This is a genomic window from Sinorhizobium sp. CB7, from assembly GCF_041357635.1.
Lineage (GTDB): Bacteria > Pseudomonadota > Alphaproteobacteria > Rhizobiales > Rhizobiaceae > Rhizobium.
Map to the genome: position 1 here is coordinate 286,291 of NZ_JAULLL010000001.1, position 20,953 is coordinate 307,243.

The window sequence follows — 20,953 nt, forward strand, 5'->3', positions numbered from 1 at the left end:
AGGCAGATACGCGTCTGTGGACAAATTTTCCGCCCATCTTTTTCCACAGCTTCAGGGATGGCCGGCCGCGACCACCATGCGAATAAGGGCGTTGGAAGAGGTGACCTCCATCTTGCTCATGACGTTCGAGCGATGGATTTCCACCGTCTTGGGACTGATGCCGAGCTGGCGGGCGATCGCCTTGTTGGAGAGACCTTCGGCCACCAGCGACAGGACCTGGCGCTCGCGCGGGGTGAGCCGTAGCAACTTTTCCGAAAACTCAGGCGAAACGCCCGGAAGCGTGACGGGATGCGTGCCGTGCAGAAGCAGGCGGATGGCGCTTGCGACGATACGGCGGGCAAGCACGACCGGCTTGCCGCTCGCCTTGGCGACCATCTGCCGGTCGGCCTCCGTGAAGGCCACCGAATTCAGCACGATAATCTCCGCGTCCGCGAGGTCGATCAGGGCACTGGCAAGTAGCTTCTTGTCGCCATCGGCCGCATAGCTGGCGTAGATCTTGTAGGGAGCAAGCGCCGGGATATCGAGCTCCTCGATCTGCTGCTGCAAGGGCTGGATCAGGCCTACGGCCGATCCGTGGGCGGCAAGCGAAATGACGGCCGATTCCATGGCGCGCTGGGCGTTGACCGTCGGGCAGGTGCTCTCGAAATCGCGGAAGAGGCCGGTCGAGAGGATCACCACGAGATCGAACTCGTTTGGCTGAAAGGCGGCGGCGATCTTGGCCATGCGCTCGGCGATCCGCAGCTTGGAAATGACGATATCGCGTCCATCCGCAAGCCGCGTGACGATGCTGAGCTCGCCTGGCCGGACCCTCAGATCATTGATCTCGGCTTCGGACAGCCCGTCCAGGGCGCCGATCTCGCAGGCTTCGATCGGAACGTCGAGGTTCTCCAGCATGTCCCCGATAATGTCGGTGCGCGGCGACTGGCCGACGCTCAGAAACATCACTCTATGGCGGGTTTGCGCTGCTTCCGGTGAGGCCGAAGCCGTGGGATATGGGCTCTTCGTCACTGGCAGGGAATCGGTCCTTTCGATCGTCGCAGCATGATGGCCTCGGGCGTGCCTAAAATCAAGGCAAGCCCATTATAGGGGCAGTCCCCTATAGGCATCCTTCGTCACTCATGGCTAGGTTCTAGCACATTCTTCGGAGGTAAACATGATCCGTGATTTCGAAGCGGGCGAGATCGACCCGCTTGCCGTCGGCGCCTGGATTCTCGGCACCGGCGGTGGCGGCAGCCCCTATTTGGCGCAGCTCAACCTGAAAAAGCTCTACAAGGACGGCAAGCGCGTCAAGCTTATCGATCCGAATGCGCTCGATGATGGCGACGCGGTCGCAGTCGTTTCCAAGATGGGCGCGCCGCTGGTCGGCCAGGAGCGTCTTGTCGACCCGGCACATCTCGCTCGAGCCATGCAGCTCATGGAGGAATATACCGGCCGCAAGTTCCGGGCCGTCATGAGCGTCGAGATCGGCGGCGGCAATGCGCTGTCGCCCTTCCTCGCGGCCGCGATGCTCGACATTCCGGTCGTCGATGCGGATGCCATGGGGCGTGCCTATCCGGAAGCGCAGATGACGAGCTTCGCGATCGGCGACCTGCCGATGTATCCGCTGACGCTGGTCGACTGCCGCGACAACGAAGCAATCGTCGCCAAGGCGGCCTCGTGGAAATGGATGGAACGCATCTCCCGCAAGATCTGCACCGAGGTCGGCTCGACGTCTGCGACATGCAAGGCGCCGCGCACCGGCAAGGAAGTCAAGGAATGGGGCGTGCTCTACACGGTCACCAAGGCGGTCAGCCTCGGTCACGCCGTACTCGATGCCAGGGCGGCCCACACGGACCCGGTCGAGGCGGTGCTTGCCCACGAGGGTGGCAAGGTTCTCTTCAAGGGCAAGATCGCCGATGTCGACCGCACGACAACGGGCGGTTTCCTGCGCGGGTCGGCCATGATCGAAGGTCTTAACGACGATCGCGGCTCGAAGGTCGAGCTCGCCTTCCAGAACGAGTGGGCGGTCGCATTCCGCGACGGCCAGCCGATCGCCATGACGCCGGACCTGATCTGCCTGCTCGACACGGTGTCGGGCGAGGCGATCGGTACCGAGACGGTGCGTTACGGCCAGCGCGTGACCGTGGTGGCCCTGCCGGCGCCCGAAGTGCTCACCAGCCCGAAGGGCCTGGAGCATGTGGGCCCGCGCGCCTTCGGATATGACCTGGATTTCAAATCGGTGTTTGCAGCATGAAGCGGATTGGAATTGACGTCGGCGGCACCAATACGGATGCCGTGCTTATCGATGGCGAGAAGGTGCTCTCGGCCATCAAGTTTCCCACCACCGCCGACGTGATGCAGGGCGTGGTCAACGCGATCGGCCATGTCGTCTCCTCGCAGCCGCCGGGTGCTTCGCCGGTCGATGCGGTGATGATCGGCACGACGCATTTCACCAATGCGGTGGTCGAGCGCGCTCGTCTCGATCGGGTTGCGGCTATCCGCATCGCCATGCCGGCCGGCGCCTCGCTGCCGCCGATGATCGACTGGCCGGACGAACTGCGCGACGCGGTCGATCCGCTCTCCTTCATGGTGCATGGCGGCCACGAATATGACGGCCGTCCGCTCGTGCCGCTCGCCCGCGACGAAGTGCGTGACGCGGCGATGAAGATCCGTGACGCGGGCATCGATTCGATCGGCATCACTGCCCTCTTTTCTCCGCTGACGGCGGAATGCGAGCTGGAAGCCGCCGAAATCGTCCGCTCGGTCATCCCGAACGCGCGGATCACGCTGTCCCATACGCTCGGCCGCATCGGTCTGCTCGAGCGCGAGAACGTCACGCTTCTGAACGCTGCCCTGCAGGGACTTGGCCGCAAGACGATCGATGCCTTCAAGGATGCGTTGCTGCGCGCCGGCGTCAATGCCCCGTTCTACCTGACCCAGAACGACGGCACGGTCGTGCTTGCCGACGTGGCGGCCGCCAATCCCGTCTACAGTTTCGCCTCCGGCCCGACGAACTCGATGCGCGGCGCCGCGTTCCTGACCGGCCTCAAGGAAGCGATGGTGATCGATGTCGGAGGTACGACCTCCGATATCGGCTGCCTGGTCGGAGGTTTTCCACGCGAGGCGAACAATGTCGTCGAAGTCGGCGGCGTTCGCACGCTCTTCCGGATGCCGGACCTGTTGCCGATGGCGCTCGGCGGCGGCACGATCATCGATCCCGAAACCCGCAAGATCGGCCCGCGCTCGGTTGGCTACCGCATCACGGAAAAGGCGCTGGTCTTCGGTGGCGATACACTGACGGCTACGGACGTGGCGGTGGCTGCCGGTCTCGTGGAGATCGGTGACCGGGATCGCGTGAAACACCTCGACAAGGCGATGGTGGCGGATCTTTTGAAACGCATCGAGGCGATGGTGGAAGACGGCGTCGACCGGATGAAGACATCGGCCGAAGGCGTCAAGCTCATCGCCGTTGGCGGCGGCGCCTTCCTGATCCCGGAAAGACTGAAGGGCGCAAGCGACGTGCTGCGCGTCGAGCATGCGGGCGTGGCGAATGCGCTGGGCGCCGCCATGGCACAGGTCTCCGGCGAGGTCGATCAGGTCTTCTCCGGTCTCTCCCGTGACAAGGCGATCGCCGAGGCCGATCGGATTGCTCGCGCCCGGGCGGTGGAAGCCGGCGCGAGCCCCGAGACCATCGTCACGCTCGATACGGAAGATATCCCGATCGCCTACCTGCCGGGCGACGCGCGACGTGTGCGTGTCCGCGTCGTCGGCGATATCGCCTTCATGAAGAACGAAACGAGGCGCGTGGCAGGCGGGCTGAGTTGACCAGGCAAACGAAGGAGATAGGTCGAGCGACCGTCAGGCGACCGACCTTATCTCCGGTGCGGCTTGCTTCAGATAGGCGATCAGATCCTCGATCGTGATCAGGTGAAGATTGTATCGTTCGGCGAAAAGCTTGAGATCGGAAAGGCGCGCCATCGTGCCGTCATCATTGGCGACTTCGCAGATGACGCCCGACGGCACCTTGCCGGCGAGGCGGCAGAGTTCGACTGCCGCTTCGGTATGGCCGGGCCGGGCCAGAACGCCGCCCGGATGGGCACGCAACGGAAATATATGCCCCGGACGGGCAAAATCGCTGGATTGCGATCGTTCGTCGACCAGCGCCCGGACGGTGGCGGCCCGATCCGCGGCAGAGATGCCGGTCGTGGTTCCCGGAATGTAATCGACGGAAACCGTGAACGCGGTTTTATGCGATTCGGTATTTCGGGGAACCATCAGGGGAATGTCGAGCGCGTCGAGATGTTCGCCTTCCATCGCCACGCAGATGAGACCGCGCGCGCGATTCATCATGAAAGCGATCGTCTCTGGCGTCACGGCGTCAGATGCCACTACGATATCGCCCTCGTTCTCCCGATTCTGGTCATCGACCACGACAACCATTTCGCCGCGGGCGATTGCCGTAATCGCATCTTCAATTTTCGAGATCGTCATTTCTTTGCCTTTCAAGGGTTATGCCGACGGTTCGGCATTTTCTTGCGCAACTCAATTCTTTTGAGCGCGCTGACATCCCTTGGGCGAACAAGCACCGGGCGGCTTCACCTGTGAAGGCGCCGACTGCATTGCTCTCTTCCATCCGGACTATACCGTCGGCTCCGGTCTCGCACCGGATCTGCTGACCTCCCGACATGCTGCCGGAAGCGCTCGCGGGCTCCGGGATTTCTCCCAATACCGCCGGTGGGGAATTTCACCCCGCCCTGAGAACAGACTGAACATAAATTCAAGAGGTGCGGAAAAGCAAGAGCACCTGCTTTTCCATCTAATGTGGAGACCGTCGCGTTCTATAAACACAGAGTCTTCAAAAATTGACTGAGGCCTGCCGCGTGGGCGGCCCGCATCAGGACATGATCAGACCGCCATCCACATTGATCGTCTGGCCGGTGATATAGGCCGCATCGTCGCTGGCAAGGAATGTAACGAGACCGGCGACGTCTTCGCCCGAGCCCGCCCGCTTCATCGGGATACCCTCGACCCATTCCTTCATGAGCTCGCCGGGGCCATAATTGCCCAGGAGCTTGCCCCATGCCTGGTCGTTGTAGGCCCACATGTCCGTCTCGATGATGCCGGGGCAGAAGGCGTTGACCGTGATGTTCTCGGTTGCGACTTCCTTTGCGAGGCTTTGCGTGATGCCGACGACGCCCATCTTGGAGGCGGCATAATGGGGAGTATAGATGAAACCGTCGCGGGCCTGGCCGGAGGCGGTGTTGATGATGCGCCCGCCGCGCTTGTGCTTGCGCATCCTCAGGATCGCTTCCTGCGCGCAGAGGAACACGCCTTTCGTGTTGACCGCCATGACCTTGTCCCATTCGCCTTCCGTCAGGTCTTCGACACGGGCGATGGTGATGACGCCTGCATTCTGGATCGAGACATCGACTGAACCGAAAGCCTTTTCGGCGGCATCGTAGAGAGCAACGACGCTTTCCTTATTCGTGACATCGCCCACGAATGAAATCGCCTTGCCGCCGTCGTTGCGGATCTGCTCCGCGACGGCATGAACCGATTCCTCGTTCGCCGAGACAACAAGATTGGCGCCTTCGCGCGCGAAGCGCCTGGCGATCGCGGCCCCGATGCCGCGGCTCGCTCCCGTGATGACGACGGTCTTGTTTTCGAAGCGTTTCATCTTTTTCTCCTAATTCGATGGGCCGACAACGATCGTGTGACCTTAAGTCTGTTTGCGACAGCCTAGTTTCTAGGCGGCTGCAGAGATGATGCCGCCGAAGTCCGACGCCTTTAGGGATGCTCCTCCGACCAGAGCGCCGTTCACATTTCGCACGCCGAAGATTTCGGCCGCGTTGGAGGATTTGACCGAACCGCCATAGAGTATCCTGACCTTTTGCCCGTCTGCGCCCAAACGCTCTTCCAGGATCTGCCTTATCGAGGAATGAACTTCCTCGATCTGCTCCATCGTCGGCACCAGACCGGTTCCGATTGCCCAGACGGGTTCGTAGGCGATCGCCGTATTTGAACTGGTCGTACCTGATGGGAGCGAGCCAAGAAGCTGTTCACGCACGACCTCGAGCGCCTTTCCGTCGTCGCGCTCGCTGCGAGTCTCGCCGACGCATATGATGCTGGTCAGCCCAGCCTTATGAGCCGCCGAGGCCTTGCTGGCCACCAGGGCGTCTGTTTCCCGGTATGCGGCCCGGCGCTCGGAATGACCGAGGATCACGTAACGGGCGCCTGCCTCGACCAACATGCCTGCCGCGACGTCGCCCGTGTAGGCGCCGCACGCTTCCGCGTGGCAGTCTTGCGCGCCTATCGCGATCATTGAACCCTTCGCCATCACGGCGGCCTTCTCAATCAGCGTGAAGGGCGGGCAGACGGCGATATCGCACGCCGCACTGCCCGTTAGTCCCTTCAGCGCCTCGATCTCAGCCAGGGAGGAGGCGAGACCGTTCATTTTCCAGTTGCCTGCGATCAGCTTCCGCATTTGGTCACCAGCAGCAGAAGCCGCCGTCGACAAGCAGGTCGACGCCAGTCACAAAGCTTGCCGCATTCGACAGCAGGAAGACGGCGGGGCCGACCATCTCGTCGACATCAGCCATGCGTTGCATCGGCGTCTGCTCCTCGAACAGCTTCGTCTGATGAACCATCTCCGGACGCGTGTTCATAGGCGTTGCAGTGTATCCGGGCGAGATGCTGTTGACGCGGATCCCGCGGCCGACCCATTCCATCGCCAGGGACTTCGACATGTGGATGACGCCCGCTTTGGAGGCGTTGTAATGGGCCTGGCTGAGCCCGCGGTTGACGATGACCCCTGACATGGAAGCGATGTTCACGATGGATCCGCGGCCATTCTTCAGCATCGCGCGTGCCTGGGCCTGGCAGGACAGGAAGACGCCTTTTAGGTTGATGTCCATCAACGTCTGATACTGATCTTCTTCCATCTCTTCCGCAGGGTTCGCGTTGGCGATACCGGCGGCATTGACCGCGAGGCTCAGCGCTCCGAGTTCGGTCTCGGTGCGCGCGACGGCGTCGGCGAGAGATGACTTGCTGGTGACGTCAGCCGCGATCTGGATGGAGCGACGCCCGGCAGCCTGGATATGCTTGGCCGTATGAGCGAGCCCGTCGTCTGTTCGCCGATCAAGGAGAGCGACATCGGCGCCGCACTGGGCAAGACCGATGGCGATCCGCTGCCCAATTCCGCTGCCAGCGCCGGTAACGATGGCAACTTGACCGGTGAGATCGAAAAGCTCCGGGGCGTTCAGAGTGATGTCGGACACCGCTCTTCCTTTCTGTGTTTATCTAGATTGTCGCCAGTTCCATGACCGAGACGTCGTTTGCCTCGTCACGGTTGAGAATGCCTGCCTGCTTGCCTTGGGCAAGCACGAGAATTCGATTGGATACGCCGAGAACTTCCTCGAGATCGGAACTCACGACGATCACCGCTACGCCCTGCTTGGCAAGGTTGACGATGATGTCGTAGATGCCCGCCCGGGCTCCGACGTCGATGCCTCGCGTCGGCTCGTCGAGCACCACGACCTTGGGATCGCGCATCAGCCACTTTGCGATTACGACCTTCTGCTGATTGCCGCCCGACAGATCCGAGGCATACTGCTCCGCACGGCCCTTCACGCCGAACTTAACGATTGCCCTGTCCGCAAAGGCGCGTTTGACGCCCGATGTGAGCCAGCGTCCTCCGAGCTTGTCGAGATTGGCGTAGACGAGGTTTTCGCTGATGCGATGCGATACCACGATGCCTTGCGCCTTGCGATCTTCGGGGACCATCACGATACCCTTTGCGATCGCGTCGGCGGGATCACGCAGCTTAAGCTCTTCACCTTCGAGCTTGATCGAACCTGCGCTGATCGGATCAGCTCCCGTTATGGCGCGGACAAGTTCGGTCCGGCCGGCGCCGACCAGGCCGGCGATTCCGAGAATTTCCCCGGCTCGAACGTCGAAGGTCACGTCCCGGAAAGAATTCTCCGGCGAGGTCAGGCCGGAAACCTGAAGGACCGGACGGTCGGATGGCTCCGGCAGTGCCGGAAACAATCGGTCAAGAGGCCGTCCTACCATGCTTTCGACAATCGTTCGCACGGGTGTCGCGCTGTCGGCGAATTCCTGTACGCGTTCTCCGTCGCGAAGAACGACGATGCGGTCGGTGATCTGCCTGATCTCCTCCATGCGGTGGGAAATGTAGATGATGCCAACGCCCTCGGAGCGGAGCTTTCTTACCTGTTCGAACAAAGCCTCCGTCTCCGCGCCGCCGAGCGCCGCGGTCGGCTCGTCAAGGATAAGAAGTCTCGCATCGAGCGCCAGGGCCTTGGCGATCTCAATGAGCTGCTGATTGGCGGTCGACAGGCCGGCGACTTTTCGGCTCGCGGGAATATGGAGGTTCAAGCGCGCGAGTTGTTCCTGGGCGCGGCGTATCATCTGAGGACGGTCGACGACCCCGTTCTTCATCGGCCATCTTCCGATGAAGACGTTTTCTGCGATGGAAAGCTGCGGCAGGAGCTGGAGTTCCTGATGAATCAGGACGACGCCCTTGTCGATCGCTTCCCTTGGCGTGGCCGGGGCATAGGGCTGCCCCAGCCACGTCATTGTTCCTTCGGATGGAGTGCGTGACCCGGCGATGATGCCGGAGAGCGTGGACTTGCCCGCTCCGTTCTCGCCGAGAAGTGCCACCACTTCGCCGGAATAAACGTCCAGGCTGACGTTCTTCAGAACCTGAAGCGGTCCGTAGCGCTTGGATATGCCCCTCAGGGAGAGAACCGGCTCGGTCACGACATACCTCCTCGAAACTTAGTGCATTATCACGGATGGTTGGCGATGAAGCCTGCCACGTTATCCTTGGTCGTCAGCGTCGCGTCCATGAGCTGGACCGGAGGCACTTTCTCTCCTGCGACGAGCTTGACGGCGTTCGCGACCGCGTCACGGCCCATCTTTTGCGTCTGCTGGGTCGCCGTCACGTCGAAGACGCCCTTGCTGAGAGCCTCGAGGGCGGCGGTGTCGCCATCGAAGCCACCAACGACGATCGTCTGCGAGGGATTGGCGACCTTGATTGCCTGGGCGGCGCCGAGCGCGAGTGCGTCCGCCTGAGCGAACACGATCGAAACGTCCGGGTTCGCCTGCAGCATGTTCTGCATGATCTGGAAGCCCTCGTCCTGGCTCCAGATGTTCGAATACTGCTCGGCGACCACCTTTACATCAGGGTATGCCTTGAGGGACTCGGCGCATCCCTTCGAGCGGTCGACTTCAGGCGTCGTCCCCTTCTGACCATGAATGATTACCATTTTGCCCTTGCCGCCGGCTTTCTGAAGGATGTGGTCGCAAACGGCCTTGGCGGACGCGACCGAGTCTGTCGCCAGGAAGGTATCGCCCGGTGCGCCGTCGGCATTGCGGTCCACATTGACGACAGGGATACCTGCGCTCTTTGCGAGCTTGACCGGAACGCTCGCGGCTGCCGCGCCGGCCGGGATGTAGATCAGAGCATCGATATTTTGCGTGAGAAGATCCTGGATCTGGTTGACCTGGGTCGGCCCATCGCCCTTGGCGTCGACGGTGACGACTTCGATGCCGCGTTTCTTGGCTTCGTCTTCGACCGACTGCTTGATCTGGTTGAAGAAGTTCGCCTGCAGGTTGGCGACGGCAAGACCGAGCTTCTTCACCTCGGCGGCATGCACGGGCCCGAGAGTAAGTCCGAGCAGAGCCGCCGAAGCCAGCAGAGTGCGCGCGAATTTCATTTTTATTTCCTCCGTTGTTGATGGCACCCTTGGGTAGGTCCTCCCCCTTGGGCTATTGATCCGCTCCAAACCTTTCGGAGAGGAATTCTTGGAGGTCCGCGTCGCCGCGGACCTGGATATCAAGCCCGCCGCCGACGGATGGTCTCTGCTCCGACCGCAAGGACGATGACGATGCCGATGATGACCTGCTGAAGGAACGGCGAGACGTTGAGCAGGTTAAGGCCATTGCGCAGCACGCCGATGATCAGGACGCCGATAAGAGTTCCGCCTATGCCGCCGGATCCTCCCGAGAGAGAGGTTCCTCCGATAACGACGGCAGCGATCGTGTCGAGCTCATAGCCAAAGCCGCTGGAGGGCTGAACCGAGTCGAGACGGGCTGCCAGTACGATGCCGGCGAGGCCTGCAAGGACCGCACTTACGACGTAGACCAGGATCGTCACGGCTTGGACGTTGATACCGGCGAGACGAGCGACCTCGGGATTGCCGCCCACGGCATAGAGCATGCGGCCCTCGGACCGGAAATGCAGGAACACCCAGGCCGCGAGTACGACGACAAGCATGAGGAACACCGTAGCAGTAAGGACGCCGAAGTGCCTGTCGATGGCGAGCATCATGAACCAGTCGGGAAATCCTACGATCTGCTGGCCGTCGGTGATCATGTTTGCGACGCCGCGCGCAGCGGACATCATCGCGAGCGTGGCAATGAATGCGGGAACCCTGAAAAACGTCACCAGGAGGCCGACGATCAAGCCGCTCACCGCAGATGCTAAGAGTGCGAAGACGATGCCGACCGGCAGCGGCAGACCTGCGACATTTGCCGTCCAGCCCATGACCATCATCGAAAGAGCGAGCACCGAACCGACCGAAAGATCGATGCCTCCGATCAGGATGACAAAGGTCATTCCGACGGCCATGATCCCGAGAACGGTGATCTGGTCGAGAATGTTGAGACCGTTACGAAGCGAGAGAAAAGCGTCGGTGCTGACGCTCAGGAATACGCAGAGGGCAAGCAGCCCCACCAGTGGGCCCGTCGCTCCGCTCAGCTTGTGAAGCCAAGTGCCGGACGGACGGCTCTGTTCATTAACGTCGATCGCCACCATCGATCCTCCCTGGATTAAGGCCGGCGGCCAATATTTCTTCAGGCTGGAATAATTATTCACTCCTGCTGGAAAATTCATTAACAACTTGCTTTAATGCTGTCAACCGCCTTTGTGGAGATGCTTGGTTTGGCGGCATGCATCAAAGGGCTTGACTAACCTCAACTCTGTGCAAAAATATAAGACAGTGAATATTTATGCACAAGAGGAAATCATGGAGCCTTCAGAACTTGAACGTATCGCTCGCCAGATCCGCCTGCGCGATCTTCAGGCGGTGTACGAAGCGGGCGCCGGCCACATTGGCGGCGAAATGTCAGTAATCGATATCCTCACTGCACTTTATTTCCGCGTGCTGCGCGTATGGCCGGACCAGCCCAGACATCCCGATCGGGACAGGTTCGTGCTCTCCAAGGGGCATACCGCCTGTGCCCTCTATGTCACCTTGGCCAAGCGCGGCTTCATTCCGAAGGAGGAAATCTCGACGTTCCTGCAGCCGCATTCCAGGCTGAACGGCCATCCGAACTGCAACAAGGTGCCAGGCGTCGAAACGAACACTGGCCCCCTGGGACATGGCCTGCCGGTCGCGGTAGGAATGGCGAAGGCGGCAAAGCTCTCGGGAGCCAAGTACCATACTTACGTCGTCACCGGCGATGGCGAGATGCAGGAAGGCTCCAACTGGGAGGCGATCATGGCCGCTGCCCAGTTCCGTCTGGACAATCTGACCCTGATCATCGACCACAACCGTTTCCAGCAGGGTGCGGCGCTTTCGGAAACCAACGATGTCGCGCCTCTTTCGCCGAAACTCGAAGCATTCGGTTGGGAGGTCACCGAGATCAACGGCAATGACATGCGCGAGATCGTTCCCGCTCTGGAGCATCGGGGCGCCCGTCCGCATTGCATCGTCGCGCACACGAATAAGGGACATGGAATCTCGTTCATGCAGGACCGCGTCGAATGGCACCACAAGGTCCCGAGCAAGGAACAGTACGAAACCGCATTGGCAGAATTGTCGGAGGCACTCTAATGAACGCGCCCGTGAATACACCCAAGCTCTACGACTGCCGCGATGCGTTTGCGGCCACGCTCGAGCGGCTGGCTGCCAATGACGAGACGATCGTGGCCGTTTGCAACGATTCCGTCGGGTCATCGAAGCTTGGCGGTTTCAAGTCGAAATTCCCGGACCGCCTCGTCAACGTGGGTATCGCGGAGCAGAACATGGTCGGCGTTGGCGCAGGTCTTGCCAATGGCGGCCGGCTTCCATACGTCTGCGGCGCCTCCCCGTTTCTGACCGGCAGGTCGCTCGAGCAGATCAAGGCCGATATCTCCTATTCGAATGCGAACGTTAAGCTCGTGGGCATCTCTTCGGGAATGGCTTACGGCGAGCTCGGCCCCACCCACCATTCGATCGAAGACTTTGCCTGGACACGCGTCCTGCCAAATCTTCCGGTAATCGCCCCTTGCGATCGGATCGAAACCGCGGCCGCCGTCGAATGGGCTGCCAGCTACAGCGGTCCCTGTTTCCTGCGACTTTCGCGCGTGGGCGTTCCTGATCTCCTGCCCGAAAATCATAAGTTCGAACTCGGTAAGGCGAACTTGCTTCGCGAAGGTTCCGACGTCACCCTCATCGCAAACGGAACATTGACCCATCGCATCGTGAAGGCGGCAGAGATCCTTGCGGAGCGGGGCATCAATGCCAGGGTGCTCAACCTCGCTACGGTTCGCCCGATTGACGAGGATGCCATCATCGCCGCGGCCAAGGAAACCGGAGCCATCGTAACGGCGGAAGAGCACTCGATCTTTGGCGGGCTCGGTTCGGCCGTGGCGGAAGTGGTCGTCGACAATGCTCCCGTTCCGATGAAGCGTCTCGGCGTACCCGGCATCTACGCTCCAACCGGTTCGGCCGAGTTCCTCCTTGACGAATTCGGCATGGCTCCGTCGGCGATCGCGGACGCCGCGGAGGCGCTCATCAAGCGGAAATAATGTACTGACGGCTTGATCAAGCCGGGGCGCTTGCTGCCCTGGCCAGTTCATTGGGGAGATTACGATGCGGGCTATTCTGGCGATCGACCAGGGCACGACCAATTCCAAGGCGGTTCTGGTCTCCGACAAAGGAGAAGTCATCGCCAGAGGCTCTGCCGCCGTTGGTATTTCCTATCCGAAGCCGGGTTGGGTCGAACAAGATCCGCGCCGCCTCTTCGCATCGGTTTGCGAAGCTGTGGAAGCGTGCTTCAAGAACCGGCCGGATGTGACCATCGAAGCGGTGGCGGTTTCCAATCAGCGCGAGTCAGTGACTGTTTGGGATGCCGAGACCGGGGAAGCACTGGGACCGGTCCTGAGTTGGCAATGCAGGCGAACGGCGCCCGATTGCGAACGTCTCATTACTGAAGGACATCTCGATCGCGTGCAGGCGCTCACAGGCCTTCCCCTCGACCCGATGTTTCCAGGTCCGAAGTTCCGCTGGTTGCTCGATCGCATCCCGAATGGACGCGCTGTCCGTCTGGGTACCATCGACAGTTGGCTTATCCATTGTTTGACTGGCGGCCGCAGACATGTGTGCGACGCCTCCAACGCGGCCCGAAGCCAGTTGTTCGACCTTCAGGCTCAGGCATGGAGCGAAGAGCTTGGCGCAATTTTCGGCGTCGATACGGCATTTCTACCTGACGTGCTCGACAGCTCCGCGGACTTCGGAGCCACGCAGGGGCTGCCTGGCGTACCGGATGGCACTCCGATCAGGTCCGCTATCGGTGACAGTCATGCGGCCTTGTTTGGCCATGGAGCGTTCAGTCCGGGCGATGGCAAGATAACATTTGGAACGGGCTCCTCCGTGATGACCACGCTCCCACGGTTCATCGCGCCTCGCAACGGGATCACCACCACCGTGGCATGGCGCATTGGCGGCCTTCCGACTTTTGCGTTCGAGGGCAACATTCTCGTTTCCGCCGCCAGCCTCCCCTGGATGACCGGCATTCTAGGCCTTCCGGACGTTGCCGCGCTTGTTGATCTCGCGTCAACGGCTGAGCCGGGCGGTCCGGGATTCGTGCCCGCGTTCGTAGGTCTAGGTGCGCCCTACTGGAATTCCGACGCCCGCGCCCTGTTTTCGCAAATCAATTTCAATACGACGCGCGCGCAGATGGCGCGCTCGGTGACAGACTCGATCGCGCTGCAGGTCCACGACGTCATCGCGGCCATGCGAACGCAGAGCGGCGGCGATCTCGGCGCCCTCTATGTGGATGGCGGACCGAGCCAAAACCGCTTCCTGATGCAGTGTGTTGCGGATCTTGTCGAGCATGCCGTCATCCAGTGCGAGGCGCCCGAAGCGTCGGCGCTCGGAGCCGCCTATCTGGCGGGGCTCTCACTGGGCATGTGGAAGGACCTCGACGTTATTAAAGAACTTCCGCGAAGCACGCAGGTTATTACATCCGGGCCGATCGATCGTGCATCATTGTTGACCACATGGAATGATGCGCTCGCCCGCTCGACGTCGCAGGCGACACCAGTTAAAGGTGAATAAAAATTCACGCTGGAACCGAACATGGGTCGCTTAAACGAACTTCGCCTCATCTCAAGAGTCGCCCAGATGTATCACATCGAGAGGCGACGACAGGCGGAGATTGCCCAGCATCTTCGCCTCTCGCAAGCGACCGTTTCCAGGATGCTGAAGCGGGCCGAGGCTGAGGATATCGTCCGCACGAGCGTCATCCCGCCCGTCGGCACCTACAGCGAGCTTGAGGGCGCCCTCAGAGAGAAGTTCAATCTTCCCGAAGCGGTCGTGGTGGAGTGCACCGAAGACCGGGACGGCGCGATCATGGCCCGAATCGGCGAAGCTGCGGCTCATCTGCTGGAGGTCACGCTTTCGCCCGGTGAGATCATCGGCGTGTCGAGCTGGAGCCAGACCATCTTCAAAATGGTGGAAAACATCCATCCCCAGAAAAGCGCCCAGGCGAAATACGTCGTCCAGACGCTGGGAGGGATGGGAGATCCTTCGGTCCAGACCCATGCAACTCAGCTTACCACGCGACTTGCGCGGCTGACCGGGGCCGAGCCAAAGCTCCTTCCGGTTCAGGGCGTGACATCATCAAGGGAGGCCAAGCTTTTGATGCAGGCCGATCCGTTCGTTCGCGAAACGATGGACCTTTTTGGCAGCATCACCCTGGCGATCGTGGGCATTGGAGCGGTCGAACCCTCGGAGTTGCTCGCCCGGTCCGGCAACATCTTCTCGTCGCGTGAGCTTGCCGACCTGGCTGACGCGGGCGCGGTCGGCGATATATCGCTCCGCTTCTTCGACAAGGATGGCAAAGCCGTGAAGACGCCCTTGGACGAACGAGTCATCGGCCTCCCGATCGAGGATCTCGCACGCGTTGATCGCGTGATAGCGTTGGCAGGAGGCGCGAAGAAAACTGCTGCGATTGCCGGGGCGCTCAGGGTGGGCGTGATTGACATGCTCGTAACCGACAAGTTCACAGCTCAAAGATTGATCGATCTATAGAGCGGCAGCCGGACCGTAGACTGCAGTCGGAACGTAGACTGTAGTGAGGTCAGCGCCGCATCTTGGCCGCAGATGCCGAATTCAGGATCTCTTGCGATGAGGTCGATCTCTCATTGCTCTAACGGCTAGGCGCATAGAACTTCCTAGCCATCTCGATGAATCTCAACACGGTCGTGGTCCGATCGTCGGAGCGTCTGGCGATGAGCAGTTCCGCCATCGGCGTTTCGTCCGGATGCAACGGCTTATATAGCACGCCTTCGAGATGGAGCTTGATGATCGAACGCGGGAAGAGGGCGACCCCCAATCCTCCTGCCACGAGGCCAAGGATCGCGTGAAGCTCGTTGACCTCCTGGACAATGCGAGGCTGAATGCCTGCGCGCTTGAAAGGGTTTCGGAAATTCCTCTCCAGATACAAGGCTTTTACTGGCCGCGTCGTAATCAATCCTTCATCGGCGAGCTCCGCCAATCGGATCACGTCATTGGCGGCCAAACGGTGATTTGATGAGACCGCAACAACATAGGGTTCCCGCATCAGGAGGGCTGTCTCAAAATCCTCGTTATCGAAGATCGGCCGCAGCAGACCGATCTGAATGCGCCCCGCACGCAGCGCTTCGACCTGTTCGCTCGACATCATCTCATGCAGGATCAGGTTTACGCCCGGATACCGCCGGGCGAACTCGGAGGTCAAAGTCGGCAGGACATTGAGAGCTGCGGCATCGGCAAAGCCGATGGTCAGTCGTCCGGAGCGGCCCTCGGCGGCTCGTTTCGCCATGTCAACGGCAAGATTGAGCTGCCGTAGCGCGATACGCCCTTCCTCCAGAAAACTCTGGCCGGCATCGGTCAACGTGACGCGCCGGCGCGTCCTGCTGAACAACTGAAGACCCAGTTCCTGCTCGAGCTTGGCGATCTGCTGGCTGAGCGCCGATTGCGTGATGCGCAGCCGTTCGGCGGCGCGCACGAAATGCAGCTCTTCGGCCAGTGTAACGAAGGAGGTGAGCAGCCGCTGATCCATGGTTTCTTATTAGAATCTCTAATTTCTATATCAGTACGTATTACGATAGCTTCTATCCGCCAGTTGAGAAAGTCAAAAGGCCGGCCTTGAGGAGGCTGTAGGAACAGGAAAAGGGAGGGACCCCCATGAGAGGGCTATTTGCCGTTGCTGCTGCCACCGCTGTCGCCTTGAGTCTGCAAGCGTCGTGCGTGTTCGCTCAGGATAGCTGGCCAACCAAGCCGATCACGCTCGTCGTTCCGTTCGCCCCCGGCGGCAACACCGATCTGATCGCGAGAACGATCGCTCCGGGCCTGCAGGAAAGGCTCGGTCAGCCTGTTATCGTCGAGAATAAGCCAGGCGCTGGCGGGACGATTGCCACTGCCGAAGTCGCCGCAGCCGCACCCGATGGCTATACCATGCAGATCGGCGACATCAGCACGCACGCAATTGCGCCGAACATCTATAAGAATCTGACCTATGATCCGCGCCTGAATTTCGCGCCGGTGGTGCAGATCACGTCCGTATCGCTCGTTTTCGTCGCCAACCCTGAGCTCGGTGTCAACACCGTCGCAGACCTTGTGGCGCTGGCGAAGAAGGATCCGGATGCGTTGTCCTATGCCTCTTCCGGAATCGGTTCGCCGCAGCATCTCGCCTTTGAATACTTCAAGTCAAAGACGGGAATTACGCCCGTCCACATTCCCTATAACGGCTCTGCGCCGGCATTGACGGACGTCATCGCGGGTCATGTTTCCATGATGATCGATGGAACGGCAGTTCCGCATGTAAAAAACGGCGCCCTCAAAGCTCTTGCCGTTACGAGCGACAAGCGCTCGAAAGCTCTTCCCGATGTGCCGACGATGAAGGAGGCCGGGGTACCCGACTATGTCTTCACCTCCTGGCACGGCGTGTTCTTTCCTGCCGGCGTGCCGGAGGAAATCGTCACGAAAGTCAACGAGGCTATCAACGAGATCCTCCAGGAGGAGGCGGTCCAGAAGCGGTTTGCGGATCTGAACATCGGCATTACCGGCGGAACGCCCGCCGATTTCAGCCGCTTCGTCGGCGCCGAGGGCGACAAGATGAAACCGCTTGTCGCGATCTCCGGTGCCTCTCAAAATCAGTAGTGGAGCATTCGAATGCAGCAGATGCCAAACCCGGGCAAGGGCCAGCCAAGGCCGAATGTCCTGTTCATCACGGTGGACCAATGGCCGGGTAGTCTGCTCGGATGTGCCGGCCACGAGGTCATTGAAACGCCGACGCTGGATCATCTGGCCAGCATCGGCACCCGTTTCTCGAGGGCCTACTCGGAATGCCCCATATGCATTCCCGCCAGACGGTCGATCATGACCGGGACCAGCCCCCGCACGCATGGCGACAGGACATTCCAGCCTTCGCTGACGATGCCATCCCACCTTCCGACGATGGCGGAAACCTTCAGAGAGGCGGGCTATCAGACGCAGGCAGTCGGGAAGCTGCATGTCTATCCCCAGAGAAACCGGATCGGCTTTGAGGAGGCCCTGCTTGCGGAAGAAGGGAGAGGGCCTCTCGGTGGCCCGGATGACTATGAACTCTTCCTGGCGGACCAGGGTTATCCAGGCCGGCAGTTTCTCCATGGAATGAGCAACAACGACTATGGTTGGCGGACCTGGCACCTGCCGGAAGAACTTCACGTCTCCAATTGGACAACCTGGGCTGCGGCGCGAACCATAAAACGGCGCGATCCTACGCGGCCCGCGATATGGCACATATCCTACACGCATCCGCATCCGCCGCTCGTACCGCTGAACAGCTATATGGAGCGCTATCGCTGCCGGGATATCGACGCTCCTTACATTGCGGAATGGGCAAAGGATGAGAATGAGCTTCCTCATCCCCTTCGCCTCACCCGCGACTATTGGCAGAAACTATCTCCCGTGCAACTGGCCGATACGCGTCGGGCATTCTATGCGCTTTGCACGCATATCGATCATCAGCTGCGGGTGCTCATCGGAACACTTCGGGAAGAGAATCTGCTCGATGATACCGTGATCATGATCACCAGCGATCATGGCGACATGCTCGGCAATCATGGCTTCTATGCAAAGCGCCTGATGTATGAAGGCTCGGCGAATGTCCCGATGATCCTCGTCGGACCGGCGTTGGACGGCCGCGTCAAGATTGGGGCGGTCGATGATCGTCTGGTCGGCATGCAGGATATCATGCCGACGCTGCTTGACATCTGCGGCGTTCCCATTCCCGAAACCTGTGAAGGGCTGTCGGTCGTAGGCAGCAAGAAACGTGAAACGCTCTATTGCGAGGCGCTGGTTGGAGCAAAAGCAATGCGAATGGTCCATGACGGGCGCCACAAGCTGATCTGGTACCCGGCCGGCTCGATCTTCCAACTGTTTGATCTCGAGCGGGATCCGCATGAGATGACCAATGTGGTTGACGATATAGCTTACAGGAGTGTTGTCGGGCACCTGAAAGCCAGGCTGCGCAACGAACTATACGGGGAGGATCTTTTGGCGGTTTCCGGCGAGGAGTTCAAAGGCATCGTCGTGCCAGCAATAAAGGTGGAGCCGAACAGGGGATTGTCCGGCCAGCGTGGTCTCCATTTCCCACCACCACCCCTGCAGGATCCTTCTCTTATCGTCGGCGGCGTGTGACGAGCATCTTCTTGGGAGGAAGGACATGTCTGAATTCAACCTTTCAAAGCATCCGGACGTTTTGGCCGGTCTCTTCTTCATGGCCATAGGCGCATTCTTTCTCTGGCTCGGAAGTGACTACGGATTTGGCTCGATGATGCGAATGGGAGCGGGTTTTTTCCCCGTGATCCTCTCCTCGTTGATCATCCTTGTTGGCGTAACTATCGCCGCTCGCGGCTTCGTCGAAGCCGGCCAGGACGGGTTTTCAATCTCGATTGGACCGACGGTGCGTGTTCTTGGAGCGGTTGCGATATTCGCGGCTCTCATCCAGCCTTTGGGGACCTATCTTACAATCCCCCTTGTAGTGATCATCGCCGCCTCGGCGAGCAGCAAGTTCAATATCAAGAGTGCGCTCGCACTTGCGGTCGGAATGGCGGTCTCGGTCGACGTCATCTTTCGCATAGCCCTGGGGCTGCCGTTATCGGCACTCGGAAGCTGGATCGGAGGCTGATATGGAGCTGTTGTCCCATCTCGCCCTCGGCTTTGAAACGGCGCTCACGCCCCTGAACCTCTTCTATTGTTTCCTGGGCGTATTCATTGGCACGCTCATCGGCGTCCTTCCGGGTCTCGGACCTGCGCCAACAGTCGCCATGCTGCTTCCGCTATCCTTCGGACTGCCACCCGTTTCCGGTTTCATCATGCTCGCCGGGATCTTTTATGGCGCGCAATACGGTGGTTCGACGACGGCCATTCTGATCAACACGCCTGGCGAATCCTCCTCCGTCGTGACCGCGCTGGATGGTTACCAGATGGCACGGAAGGGAAGGGCGGGCGAGGCGCTCGCCCTTGCTGCCATCGGGTCGTTTGTTGCGGGCACGATAGCGACGCTGATCATCGCACTGCTCGCGCCACCATTGGCTCGAGTTGCCTTGATGTTCGGACCGGCGGAGTATTTTTCGCTCATGGTTCTCGGCCTGATCGCGGCCATTGCGCTCGCGAGCGGATCAGTCCTGAAGGCAATTGCAATGGCCCTGCTCGGGCTTCTGCTCGGACTTGTCGGAACCGACGTTACGTCCGGCGTCAAACGATACACTTTCGGCATGCTCGACCTCTTCGACGGCATCGAGATCGTTGCGCTTGCTATGGGACTTTTCGCGATCGCAGAGATCCTGCGCAATCTGGAAAATGGAGAACAGCAGGAGTCAGAAATGGCTCAGGTAACAAGCCTTTTTCCGAACTACGGCTCGCTCCGTCGAGGATTTGGCGCAATGCTGCGCGGTACCGCCGTCGGCTCCGTCCTCGGCATTCTGCCGGGCGGTGGCGCCACGCTGTCATCCTTTGCGTCCTATGCGCTGGAGAAGCGGATCTCAAGAACACCGCAGGAATTTGGCCATGGTGCCGTGGCGGGGCTAGCCGGACCGGAATCGGCAAACAATGCGGGCGCACAGACGTCCTTCATCCCAATGCTGACGCTGGGACTTCCGTCAAACCCGGTCATGGCGCTCATGATCGGCGCGCTGATGATCCACGGAATCCAGCCAGGCCCCAATGTCATCACGGAACAGCCTGCGCTCTTCTGGGGCCTCATTGTTTCCATGTGGGTCGGAAACGTCCTGCTGGTCGTTTTGAATCTGCCGCTGATCAATCTCTGGGTTCGGTTGCTTGCCTTCCCATATCACCTGCTGTTTCCGGCCATCGTGGTCATCACCTGCATCGGCGTTTTCAGCATTTCCAATTCGCTATTCGATGTCTGGATGCTGCTGCTCTTCGGATTGGTCGGATATGTTTTGGCGCGCCTGCGCTGCGAACCCGCACCGATGCTCCTGGGTTTCATTCTCGGACCCATGATGGAGGAGAATTTGCGGCGTGCGCTCCTGTTGTCGCGCGGCAGCGGCTGGGTGTTTCTGCAGCATCCGCTGAGCCTTACGATGCTCGTCATCGCGGCAATTCTTATAGCGGGGCCCTTCTTCTCGGGGGTGAGGAAGCGCCGACAGGAGATATTTGCCGAAGCGGAATGAGAATGGGCCGAACCGCAGCCTCGA

Annotated in this window: 19 protein-coding genes and 1 riboswitch; of the genes, 10 read left to right on the forward strand and 9 right to left on the reverse strand. The window is 60.3% G+C overall.

All coding sequences use genetic code 11. The features are described 5' to 3' along the window. Window positions 1–51 precede the first annotated feature (51 nt). Window positions 52–1,008 (reverse strand): AroM family protein, encoded by a 957-nt coding sequence (locus tag AAE029_RS01365; RefSeq protein ID WP_371070987.1) that lies wholly within the window; start codon window positions 1,006–1,008, stop codon window positions 52–54. 145 nt (window positions 1,009–1,153) lie between these two features. On the opposite strand from AAE029_RS01365, the gene AAE029_RS01370 reads away from it, so the two are divergent. Both AAE029_RS01370 and AAE029_RS01375 read left to right on the forward strand, forming a co-directional pair. Then, the gene (locus AAE029_RS01370) at window positions 1,154–2,233 is read left to right on the forward strand and encodes a DUF917 domain-containing protein (RefSeq protein ID WP_371070988.1); all 1,080 of its coding nucleotides are present in this window, start codon (window positions 1,154–1,156) and stop codon (window positions 2,231–2,233) included. Next, window positions 2,230–3,804, forward strand: a complete 1,575-nt coding sequence (locus AAE029_RS01375) for a hydantoinase/oxoprolinase N-terminal domain-containing protein (RefSeq protein ID WP_371070989.1) — start codon at window positions 2,230–2,232, stop codon at window positions 3,802–3,804. The genes AAE029_RS01370 and AAE029_RS01375 overlap by 4 nt, the downstream gene beginning before the upstream one ends. Before the next feature lie 33 nt (window positions 3,805–3,837). On the opposite strand, the gene ribB is transcribed toward AAE029_RS01375, so the two are convergent. From ribB to AAE029_RS01410, 7 genes are all read right to left on the reverse strand, one after another. After that, window positions 3,838–4,470: a 3,4-dihydroxy-2-butanone-4-phosphate synthase gene (gene ribB, locus AAE029_RS01380; protein ID WP_371070990.1), complete on the reverse strand. Its 633-nt coding sequence runs from the start codon at window positions 4,468–4,470 to the stop codon at window positions 3,838–3,840. A 126-nt stretch (window positions 4,471–4,596) separates the two neighbouring features. Next, window positions 4,597–4,745, reverse strand: a riboswitch (FMN riboswitch). A gap of 128 nt (window positions 4,746–4,873) precedes the next feature. After that, a complete protein-coding gene (locus tag AAE029_RS01385; RefSeq protein ID WP_371070991.1) occupies window positions 4,874–5,656 on the reverse strand; it encodes a glucose 1-dehydrogenase in 783 nt (260 codons plus the stop codon). A 69-nt stretch (window positions 5,657–5,725) separates the two neighbouring features. Continuing rightward, window positions 5,726–6,463, reverse strand: a complete 738-nt coding sequence (gene tpiA, locus AAE029_RS01390) for a triose-phosphate isomerase (RefSeq protein WP_371070992.1) — start codon at window positions 6,461–6,463, stop codon at window positions 5,726–5,728. A 4-nt stretch (window positions 6,464–6,467) separates the two neighbouring features. Beyond that, window positions 6,468–7,256, reverse strand: a complete 789-nt coding sequence (locus AAE029_RS01395) for an SDR family oxidoreductase (protein WP_371070993.1) — start codon at window positions 7,254–7,256, stop codon at window positions 6,468–6,470. A 22-nt stretch (window positions 7,257–7,278) separates the two neighbouring features. Next, window positions 7,279–8,757: a sugar ABC transporter ATP-binding protein gene (locus AAE029_RS01400; RefSeq protein WP_371070994.1), complete on the reverse strand. Its 1,479-nt coding sequence runs from the start codon at window positions 8,755–8,757 to the stop codon at window positions 7,279–7,281. A gap of 29 nt (window positions 8,758–8,786) precedes the next feature. Continuing rightward, window positions 8,787–9,716, reverse strand: a complete 930-nt coding sequence (locus AAE029_RS01405) for a sugar ABC transporter substrate-binding protein (protein WP_371070995.1) — start codon at window positions 9,714–9,716, stop codon at window positions 8,787–8,789. 119 nt (window positions 9,717–9,835) lie between these two features. Beyond that, on the reverse strand, window positions 9,836–10,816 hold the full coding sequence (locus AAE029_RS01410) for an ABC transporter permease (RefSeq protein ID WP_371070996.1): 981 nt from the start codon (window positions 10,814–10,816) through the stop codon (window positions 9,836–9,838). A 211-nt stretch (window positions 10,817–11,027) separates the two neighbouring features. Between AAE029_RS01410 and AAE029_RS01415 the strand changes: the two genes are divergently transcribed. From AAE029_RS01415 to AAE029_RS01430, 4 genes are all read left to right on the forward strand, one after another. Then, entirely contained in the window at window positions 11,028–11,837 is an 810-nt protein-coding gene (locus AAE029_RS01415) for a transketolase (protein WP_371070997.1), read from the forward strand. Further along, window positions 11,837–12,793 carry a transketolase family protein gene (locus tag AAE029_RS01420; RefSeq protein ID WP_371070998.1) on the forward strand — a complete coding sequence of 319 codons (957 nt, stop codon included), beginning with the start codon at window positions 11,837–11,839 and terminating at the stop codon, window positions 12,791–12,793. The genes AAE029_RS01415 and AAE029_RS01420 overlap by 1 nt, the downstream gene beginning before the upstream one ends. A 64-nt stretch (window positions 12,794–12,857) precedes the next feature. Continuing rightward, window positions 12,858–14,324 carry an FGGY family carbohydrate kinase gene (locus AAE029_RS01425; RefSeq protein WP_371070999.1) on the forward strand — a complete coding sequence of 489 codons (1,467 nt, stop codon included), beginning with the start codon at window positions 12,858–12,860 and terminating at the stop codon, window positions 14,322–14,324. Between the two features lie 21 nt (window positions 14,325–14,345). Beyond that, entirely contained in the window at window positions 14,346–15,299 is a 954-nt protein-coding gene (locus AAE029_RS01430; RefSeq protein ID WP_371071000.1) for a sugar-binding transcriptional regulator, read from the forward strand. Between the two features lie 118 nt (window positions 15,300–15,417). Here the strand turns inward: AAE029_RS01430 and AAE029_RS01435 are convergent, their stop codons facing one another. Further along, a complete protein-coding gene (locus AAE029_RS01435; RefSeq protein WP_371071001.1) occupies window positions 15,418–16,311 on the reverse strand; it encodes a LysR family transcriptional regulator in 894 nt (297 codons plus the stop codon). 125 nt (window positions 16,312–16,436) lie between these two features. On the opposite strand from AAE029_RS01435, the gene AAE029_RS01440 reads away from it, so the two are divergent. The 4 genes from AAE029_RS01440 to AAE029_RS01455 are packed head-to-tail and all read left to right on the forward strand — an operon-like array spanning window position 16,437 to window position 20,929. After that, the gene (locus AAE029_RS01440) at window positions 16,437–17,411 is read left to right on the forward strand and encodes a Bug family tripartite tricarboxylate transporter substrate binding protein (protein ID WP_371071002.1); all 975 of its coding nucleotides are present in this window, start codon (window positions 16,437–16,439) and stop codon (window positions 17,409–17,411) included. 12 nt (window positions 17,412–17,423) lie between these two features. Beyond that, window positions 17,424–18,932: a sulfatase-like hydrolase/transferase gene (locus AAE029_RS01445; RefSeq protein ID WP_371071003.1), complete on the forward strand. Its 1,509-nt coding sequence runs from the start codon at window positions 17,424–17,426 to the stop codon at window positions 18,930–18,932. A 25-nt stretch (window positions 18,933–18,957) separates the two neighbouring features. Then, complete coding sequence (locus AAE029_RS01450; RefSeq protein ID WP_371071004.1) at window positions 18,958–19,422, forward strand: tripartite tricarboxylate transporter TctB family protein; 465 nt, start codon at window positions 18,958–18,960, stop codon at window positions 19,420–19,422. A 1-nt stretch (window position 19,423) separates the two neighbouring features. Continuing rightward, window positions 19,424–20,929, forward strand: coding sequence for a tripartite tricarboxylate transporter permease (locus tag AAE029_RS01455; protein WP_371071005.1), 1,506 nt, complete (start codon window positions 19,424–19,426; stop codon window positions 20,927–20,929). The last annotated feature ends 24 nt before the right edge of the window (window positions 20,930–20,953 follow it).